Raw genomic sequence first — 8,455 nt, forward strand, 5'->3', positions numbered from 1 at the left:
ACCCCCTGATCGCCCATCTGCCCGACGAGGCCGCTGCCCGCCACGAGGGCATTTTCGATGAGACCGCGGCGGCGCTGGCAAAGGCCTTTTGGCCGGGACCGCTGACACTGGTGGTGCCGGCCGCGCCGGCCCCAATCGGCCCGAGCCATCTCGCGCTGGCCCGCGAGGTCATGTTCAATTCCGGCATCGCCCGCTCGTTCGATTCCATCGTCCCGGCCTTGGCCGAGCAGATCAAGAAGAACGCCGTGACCCGGCCGGAACTCGCCAAGGACCTCGACGAGGTCATCAAGGGCCTGCAGCCGGAGATGGAGCTGCAGAAGCAGCGCATTATCGACGTCGCCGCCCGGATCTATGCCGGGCGCCTCGCCGAGCCCGAGCTGAAGGAAATCGTGGTCTTCTTCCGCTCGCCCGCCGGCAAGCGCTACGTCGAGACCCAGCCCCAGGTGCTCGACGAGCTCGTCGGAGCCATGCAGGATTGGACCCAGGAGGTCTCGGAATACATGATGATCCGCGTGCGCGCGGAGATGGGCAAGCGCGGCCATCAGCTCCAGTAGGCCGGTGTCCGCCGCGAAGGGCCTCTACGCGGCCGGCGCCGTCGCGCTGGCCCTGGTGCCGCCGGCCATGGCCCTGGCGAACCGCTCCTCGCCGCTCGTCGTCGTCGTCGCGGCGCTTCTCTTCGGTCTCGGCGTCGCCGCCGAGGAGGGGCGCGGAGCCCTGCGCCTCCTGCTGCGGCCCCTCGGCGGCGCGGTCGGGGCGGCCGTGCTCGGCTTCCTGGCCTGGTGCCTCCTGAGTTTCGCCTGGAGTCCGTTTCCGGCACTCTCGCTGCGCACGCTGAGCGAGTTCGGCCCCACACTCGTCGCCGCGTATTGCCTCGCCCGCCTCGCCCCCGGCCGGCTTCCGCCATGGACGCCGCCGCTGGCGGCGGGCGCGCTGGTCGTCGCCTGCCTGTTCGTGGTCGCGAGCCTCCGGCTCGGCATGGCGCCGCAGCGCCTGCTCGGACAGCGCGACGCGTTGTTCGTGTTCAACCGGCCGGTCCTGACCTTCGTGCTCGTCGCCGGACCGCTGGCCTTCCTGGTTTTCGCGCGGGGGCATCGCCTCCTCGCCCTCGGCCTGCTGCTGCTGACTGCTGCTGCGATCGTCTCCTCCGTCAGCGGCGCCGCCGCGATGGGCCTGATCGCCGGGCTGGCCATGGCGGCGCTCGCCCGGCTGCTGCCCAAGCGCTTCGGCCTCGCCCTGGTCGGCACCGGCCTCGGGCTGGCGCTGGTGCTGGCCCCGGTGGAGGGCGACATCCTCGCCCGATTCATGCCGGAGGCGATCCATGCCCGGCTCGAACACAGCTCCTCCCGCGCCCGCGTCGCCATCGCCCGGAGCTTCGGCGCGGCGGTCGCGGCCGATCCCTGGCGGGGGGCCGGCTACGGCACCAGCGCACGCTTCCCCGAAGTGCCGGCGGCGCAGGGTCTCGCGCCCGAGCTGCGGGAGATGCTGGCCGTCGGCCACCCGCACAACAGCTTCCTTCAGGTCTGGGCCGAACTCGGGATCTTGGGCGCGATCCTCGCCGCCGCGGTGCTGTTGCTAACGCTCCGCGCCGTCGCGATCCTGCCGAAGGCGCCCTTCGCCGTGGCGCTGGGCCTGATCGCCGCCGCCGCCGCGATCGCCTTCGTCGAGCACGGCGCCTGGCAGGCCTGGTGGACGGCGGCGCTCGGAACCGCCATCACCTGGCTGCGCGCGGGCCTCGCACGCCCTCTGAAGAGCGACACGGCATGAGCCAGAATTTCGATACCGACCTCTTCGTCATCGGCGGCGGCTCGGGCGGCGTGCGGGCGGCGCGAATCGCGGCCGGGCACGGCGCGCGGGTGATGCTGGCCGAGGAATACCGCGTCGGCGGCACCTGCGTGATCCGCGGCTGCGTGCCGAAGAAGCTGATGGTCTATGCCGGGCGGTTCAGTGACGAGTTCGAGGACGCCGCAGGCTTCGGCTGGGACGTCGGCACCCCGCGCTTCGACTGGGCCGTGCTGAAGCAGCGCCGCGACGCCGAGGTGACCCGGCTCGAGGGCATCTACACCCGCAACCTCGCCGCCTCCGGCGTCGAACTCATCGCCGACCGCGCCGCCATCGAGGACCCGCACACGGTCCGCCTGTGCCATTCCGGAAAACTGATCCGCGCAAAGACCATTCTGGTGGCGGTGGGCGCCGCGCCGGTGAACGAGCCGATGATTCCCGGTGGCGACCTTGCCATCGATTCGAACGGCGTGTTCGAGCTGGAGCGCCAGCCCGAGCGCATCCTCGTCATCGGCGGCGGCTACATCGCCGTGGAATTCGCCGGCGTCTTCGCTGCGCTCGGCAGTAAGACGACGCTCCTGCATCGCGGCGACCGGTTGCTGCGCGGCTTCGACGACGAAATCCGCGACGCGCTCGGCGAGGCCTACGCCAAGCGCATGGACCTGCGCCTCAACCGCACCGTCGAGCGCCTGGAGCGCGACGGCGACGCCATCCGCGCGACGCTCGATGACGGCGAAACCATCACGGTCGACTGCGTGCTCGGCGCCACCGGCCGCCGGCCCAACGTCACCGGCCTCGGGCTGGAGAAGGTCGGCATCGCGACGAAGCCGAACGGCGCCATCCCCGTCGACGACTATTCGCAGACGTCCGTCCCGTCGATCTACGCCGTCGGCGACGTCACCAACCGCGCGGCGCTGACTCCGATCGCCATCCGCGAGGGCCACGCCTTCGCCGACACGGTCTTCGGCGGCAAACCCTGGTGCGTCGACCACCGTCTGATCCCGACGGCGGTGTTCTCGACGCCCGAGATCGGCGTCGTCGGCCACAACGAGGACGTGGCCCGCCAATGTTTCAATGAGATCGACGTCTACCGCTCCAGCTTCCGCCCGATGAAGGCGACCCTGTCGGGCCGCGACGAGCGCGTGCTGATGAAGGTTCTGGTCGACAAGGCCAGCGACCGCGTCGTCGGCGTCCACGTGCTCGGCCACGATGCCGGCGAGATCATTCAGGCGGTGGGCATCGCCGTCACCATGGGCGCGACCAAGGCCGATTTCGACCGCACCATCGCGGTGCATCCGACGGCGGGCGAGGAACTGGTGACGATGCGCTCTCCGGTGGTGACGAAGCATCCGGTGGGTGTGGGATAGGGCCGCCGCCGAAACGTCCGAGAGAATCCGCGATGGTGCGCTCCATGCCCTTCGACCTCTACATCCCCGCGACCGGCAGGCATTTCGACGAGGCCGCCTATCTCGCCGCCAACCCCGACGTGGCGGCCGCCGTCGCGGCGGGCCACGTCCGGTCGGGCCGGAAGCATTTCGACGGCTTCGGCCATCGCGAGGACCGCAGGATGGTCAACGTGCGCGCCGACCTTCGGGCGGCGCGGGCCAGGAAGATGCAGCGCCTGCGGCCGCTGTTCCGGAGCGACATGCCGTGCCTCTGGAACGACGGCAAGGCGGACTTCCTGACGCCGGAACTGCGCGAGGCGACCGGCATCGTCGCCACCGACGCCGTGTCCTCGCACGGCTACGACCAGTCGGGCGTCGACCTGATCGCCCGCTACCCCGACGGCCTCGTCCTCGATTGCGGCGCCGGAAGCCGGCAAACCTATTACGAGAACGTCGTCAACTACGAGATCGTCGACTACCTCTCGACGGACGTGCTGGGCGTCGGCGAGGCCCTGCCGTTCCTCGACGATTCCTTCGATGGCGTCCTGTCCATCGTGGTGCTGGAACATGTCCGCGACCCGTTCACCTGCGCCCGCGAGATCGCGCGCGTGCTGAAGCCGGGCGGCACGCTGTATTGCTGCGTCCCCTTCCTGCAGCCCTATCACGGCTTTCCGCACCACTACTTCAACCCGACGCCGCAGGGCGCGCGACGCCTGTTCGAGGACATGCTCGAGGTCGAGCGGGTGGAGGTCATCGAGTCGACCCACCCGATCTGGGCCCTGCAATGGATCCTGAATTCCTGGCGGGACGGCCTGTCGTCTCCCGTCCGCGAAGAGTTCTCGGCGATGACCGTCGAGCAGCTGCTGCGCGCCCCGGCCGAGCAGGTCGGCCTGCCCTTCTGCCGGGGCCTCTCCCAGGAGAAGCAGCTCGAACTCGCCTGCGCGACCGTGCTGACGGCGCGCAAGCCGTTGCGGTAGGGCGGCCGAGAATACCGAGTTTCCTCGGTCCTCGCTTGCGCTCTCGGTGACGGCCGCTGGGCGGCAACCTCCGAGGGAACGGGCGGAGCCGCAGCCCTGCCTTCCCGTCGGGCCGCCCCGTCCGCCTCTCCCCTTCCGCTGCCTCCACCCATGCCGTAAGCCCTCGGCAAATCCCCCAAAAGCACGTCTGGTCGCATGATACGCCTCGAAAAGATCGGCAAGCAGAACGGCCGGCAGATCGTCTTCATCGAGGCCTCGGCAGCCCTGCAGAAGGGCGAGAAGGCCGGGCTCGTCGGGCCGAACGGGGCCGGCAAGACCACCCTGTTCCGCATGCTCACCGGCCAGGAGGAGCCCGACGAGGGCCTGGTCGCGACGGAGCGCGGCACCACCATCGGCTATTTCAGCCAGGATGTCGGCGAGATGGCCGGCCGCAGCGTCGTCTCCGAGGTGATGGCGGGGGCGGGCGCGGTCAGCGTGGTCGGGGCCGAGCTGAAGGAGATCGAGGCCGACCTCGCCGACCCCGACAAGGCCGACGAGATGGAGGCCATCATCGAACGCTACGGCGAGGTCCAGGCCCGCTTCGAGGAGCTCGACGGCTACGCGCTGGAGGGCAAGGCCTACGAAGTGCTCTCGGGCCTGAGTTTTAGCCAAGAAATGATGGACGGCGACGTCGGCAAGCTCTCGGGCGGCTGGAAGATGCGCGTGGCTTTGGCCCGCATCCTGCTGATGAACCCCGACGTGATGCTGCTCGACGAGCCGTCGAACCATCTCGATCTCGAAAGCCTGATCTGGCTCGAGGCCTTCCTCAAGAACTACGAGGGCGCGCTGCTGATGACCTCGCACGATCGCGAGTTCATGAACCGCATCGTCGGCAAGGTCATCGAGATCGACGGCGGGTCGCTCACCACCTATTCGGGCGATTACGGCTTCTACGAGCAGCAGCGCGCCCTGAACGAGCACCAGCAGCAGGCGCAGTTCGAGCGCCAGCAGGCGATGCTGGCCAAGGAGATCAAGTTCATCGAGCGCTTCAAGGCGCGGGCCAGCCACGCGGCTCAAGTCCAAAGTCGGGTGAAAAAACTCGACAAGATCGAGCGGGTGGAGCCGCCGCGCCGCCGCCAGAGCGTCGCCTTCGACTTCCAGCCGGCGCCGCGCTCGGGCGACGACGTCGTCATGATCAAGAGCGTGCACAAGAGCTACGGCAGCCGCGTGATCTACGAGGGGCTCGACTTCTCGATCCGGCGGCGCGAGCGCTGGTGCGTGATGGGGGTGAACGGGGCCGGCAAGTCGACCCTGCTCAAGCTCGTCACCGGCACCACCAAGCCCGACGACGGCACCGTCGCGGTCGGGGGCAGCGTCAAGCTCGGCTACTTCGCCCAGCACGCCATGGATCTGCTCGACGGCGATCTCACGGTGTTCCAGGACCTCGAATCGAGCTTCCCGCAGGCGGGCCAGGGCTCGCTGCGCGCGCTCGCCGGCGCCTTCGGATTCTCCGGCGACGACGTGGAGAAGCGCTGCCGGGTGCTTTCCGGCGGTGAGAAGGCCCGGCTGGTGATGGCAAAAATGCTCTACGACCCGCCGAATTTTTTGGTGCTCGACGAGCCGACCAACCACCTCGACATCGGCACCAAGGAGATGCTGATCCAGGCGCTCTCCACCTACGAGGGCACCATGCTCTTCGTCAGCCACGACCGGCACTTCCTGGGCGCGCTCTCGAACCGGCTGCTCGAACTCACCCCCGAGGGCATCCACCAGTATGGCGGCGGCTATACCGAGTACGTCGCCCGCACCGGCCAGGAGGCTCCCGGCCTGCGGGGGTGATGCTTTTCCGCAAGCGATACGAGAGGCGTGCTGCCGCTCAAGCCGGCATCGGCTGGGCCTGACGGGGCGGGACGGAAGCCGGCATCGCGGCGGCCGGCTTCGCCACCGCGCTGCCCAGCACCACCTCGATCGTGTCGCGCAGCGACGAGACGTGCTCGTCGGCCTCGATCTCGCGGCGGCCGGCCGCCTCGGACGCGCCCTCGTCGTCGATGCGCCAGAGGCCGACCGCGATGCGCTTGCCGGGCAGCTTCTGGCGCAGCCGGCCGACGAGGCGGCGCAGGTGGCCGGGCTCGCCGCCGATGGAGAGCGAGATCACCACGACCATCTGCGTCGGGCCGGCATCGAAGCCGTCGATCTTGGCGCGGGCGAGATCCGAGAATTCGGCGATGCGGGTACCGAGTCCGTGCTTGCGCAGGAGCTGGGCCAGGATCGCGGCGGCCGGCTCGTCGAGGAAGCCGCGCCCGGCGACGCAGAGCACCGCGCCCTCCCGCCGCCACGCCTCGGGCAACTCCTCGGGCTCGGGCGGATCGTCGATCGCCGTGGCGGCGTCGCAGGCGGCTTCCGCAGCCACGGCCTTGCCCGCGAACAGGCGCCGCACCGCCTTGGCCGGCTCGACCGGCCGCTCGTCCTCGCGGGATTCCAGCTCCTCGATCAGCGCGGCGATCGAGGTGCGGATGTCGCCCTTCTGCTCGAGGGTCAGCACCCCGCGGGCGGCGTCGCGCGAGGCGAGTTCGAGGCCCTTGAGCACCACCTCGTCGTAATAGGCCGAGAGCGAGCAGGTCCGCAGGATCGTGTCGGCATGCTCCTGCGCCTCCTCCGGGTCGTCGGCGAGCATGCGCTGATAGAAGTTCTCCACCGGCGTCAGGGCCGGGCGGTCGGAGAACAGCACGTCGAGGAATTCGAGCGCGTCGACGTGCCGGCCGAGCACCACGAGGCAGACGGTGAGCGGCGTCGACAGGATCAGCCCGACGGGCCCCCACAGCCAGATCCAGAACAGCGCCGAGACCAGCACCGCGAAGGGCGAGAGCCCGGTGGAGTGGCCGTAGACCAGCGGCTCGATGATCTGCCCGACCAGCGGCTCGATGACCCCGAACAGGATCAACGTGGCGATGACCATGCCCCAGCCCGGATCGACCGCGGCGGCCACCGCCAGCGGAAACACCGCCGAGACGAAGGCGCCGATATACGGCACGAAGCGCATCAGCGCGGAGAAGATGCCCCACAGCACCGGGTTCGGCACGCCGATCGCCCAGAGCCCGAAGCCGATCACCAGCCCGAAGCCGGAATTGAGCGCGAGCTGGCCGATGAAGTAGCGTGAGAGCCGCCGCGCGGCGTCGTCCATCGCCACGGTGGTGCGGTGCAGGTCGTTCGATCCGGCCAGCCGGATCAGCCGATCGCGCAGGTCTTCGCGCTGCATCAGGATGAAGAGCAGCACCACGAGCACGATGCCGGTGGTGGCGAGCGGGCCGAGCACCGGCGAGAGCACGGTGTTGGCGAGTTCGAGCGGGCTCGGCGGACGGTCCTTCATCTCCACCAGCACGGGCGGGGTCGGCTCGGGCTTGGTCTGCGACGTCTCCGGCTTCTTCTGCTTGTCCGGCTCGCTGCCGGCATCGTGGATCGCCCGGTTGATGTTGGCGACGTAGTCCATGCCGGTGCCGAGCGGCCCCTGGCGCAGCCCCTCGATCTTGCGCTCGATGGTGTGCTGGTAGCGCGGCACGTCCTTCACGAGGTCGGCGACCTGCACGCCGATCACGGTGGAGAGCGCCGCGATGACGCCCGACGCCGTCAGCACCGCGATCAGCACCGCGACGAGGCGCCCGAGCCTGAGCTTGCGCAGCAGGTGGACCAGGGGACCGATGACGAAGGAGAGCAGGACCGCGATGGCGATCGGGATCAGGATGTCGCGCCCGAGATAGAGCGCGGTGACGATGATCGCCGCCACGATCACCGGGGAGGCGATGCTGCCCTTCGGCGTCTCGGCGGCGGCGATCCGCGTCGGGCGCGGCGGAACGACGAGGCCGCTGCTTCTCGGATCGCTCTTCATGGCCGGCTCGACTCTTTCACGCGGCGCGATCCCGAGATCGCGCCTCAAGAAACCGTGAACGGCCGAAATCGATCCCTCCCCGCGTTTTGCAGTGCGGGCGCCATGCGCTCAGGGCGGTGCGAACGGCCTGAGCGCCAGCCCCGCGCCCTCCAGTTCCGCCCGCACCACCCGGGCGGCCGCGATCGCGCCGGGATGGTCGCCGTGGACGCAGACCGTGTCGATCCCGACGGGGATGCGCCGGCCCGACAGGGTCGTCACCGCCCCGTCCTCGACCATGCGGCGCACCCGCGCCGCGATGTCGTGCGCGTCGTGCAGCACGGCGCCGTCCATCGCGCGCGGCGCGAGGCGGCCGTCGTCGGCATAGGCGCGGTCGGCGTAGATCTCGCGGATGCCGCGCAGCCCCGCGCGCGCCGCGGCCCGCTCGGCGGGAAGCCCCGGCATCACCACGAGGG

Annotated in this window: 7 protein-coding genes; 5 read left to right on the forward strand and 2 right to left on the reverse strand. The window is 70.0% G+C overall.

All coding sequences use genetic code 11. The features are described 5' to 3' along the window. Window positions 1-74: 74 nt before the first annotated feature. From FV217_RS21170 to FV217_RS21190, 5 genes are all read left to right on the forward strand, one after another. On the forward strand, window positions 75-554 hold the full coding sequence (locus FV217_RS21170; protein ID WP_246683085.1) for a DUF2059 domain-containing protein: 480 nt from the start codon (window positions 75-77) through the stop codon (window positions 552-554). 67 nt (window positions 555-621) lie between these two features. Further along, a complete protein-coding gene (locus FV217_RS21175) occupies window positions 622-1,764 on the forward strand; it encodes an O-antigen ligase family protein (protein WP_147820440.1) in 1,143 nt (380 codons plus the stop codon). Beyond that, on the forward strand, window positions 1,761-3,146 hold the full coding sequence (gene gor, locus FV217_RS21180) for a glutathione-disulfide reductase (protein WP_147820427.1): 1,386 nt from the start codon (window positions 1,761-1,763) through the stop codon (window positions 3,144-3,146). The genes FV217_RS21175 and gor overlap by 4 nt, the downstream gene beginning before the upstream one ends. 32 nt (window positions 3,147-3,178) lie before the next feature. Further along, the gene (locus FV217_RS21185) at window positions 3,179-4,141 is read left to right on the forward strand and encodes a class I SAM-dependent methyltransferase (protein ID WP_147820429.1); all 963 of its coding nucleotides are present in this window, start codon (window positions 3,179-3,181) and stop codon (window positions 4,139-4,141) included. A gap of 195 nt (window positions 4,142-4,336) precedes the next feature. Beyond that, the gene (locus FV217_RS21190; protein WP_147820431.1) at window positions 4,337-5,959 is read left to right on the forward strand and encodes an ABC-F family ATP-binding cassette domain-containing protein; all 1,623 of its coding nucleotides are present in this window, start codon (window positions 4,337-4,339) and stop codon (window positions 5,957-5,959) included. 37 nt (window positions 5,960-5,996) lie between these two features. Here the strand turns inward: FV217_RS21190 and FV217_RS21195 are convergent, their stop codons facing one another. Both FV217_RS21195 and FV217_RS21200 read right to left on the reverse strand, forming a co-directional pair. Beyond that, entirely contained in the window at window positions 5,997-8,003 is a 2,007-nt protein-coding gene (locus FV217_RS21195) for an AI-2E family transporter (protein ID WP_147820434.1), read from the reverse strand. Between the two features lie 108 nt (window positions 8,004-8,111). Then, the coding region (locus FV217_RS21200) for a LamB/YcsF family protein (protein WP_147820436.1) at window positions 8,112-8,455 on the reverse strand (344 nt) is incomplete at its 5' end.

It is taken from the genome of Methylobacterium sp. WL9 (assembly GCF_008040035.1).
GTDB lineage: Bacteria > Pseudomonadota > Alphaproteobacteria > Rhizobiales > Beijerinckiaceae > Methylobacterium > Methylobacterium thuringiense.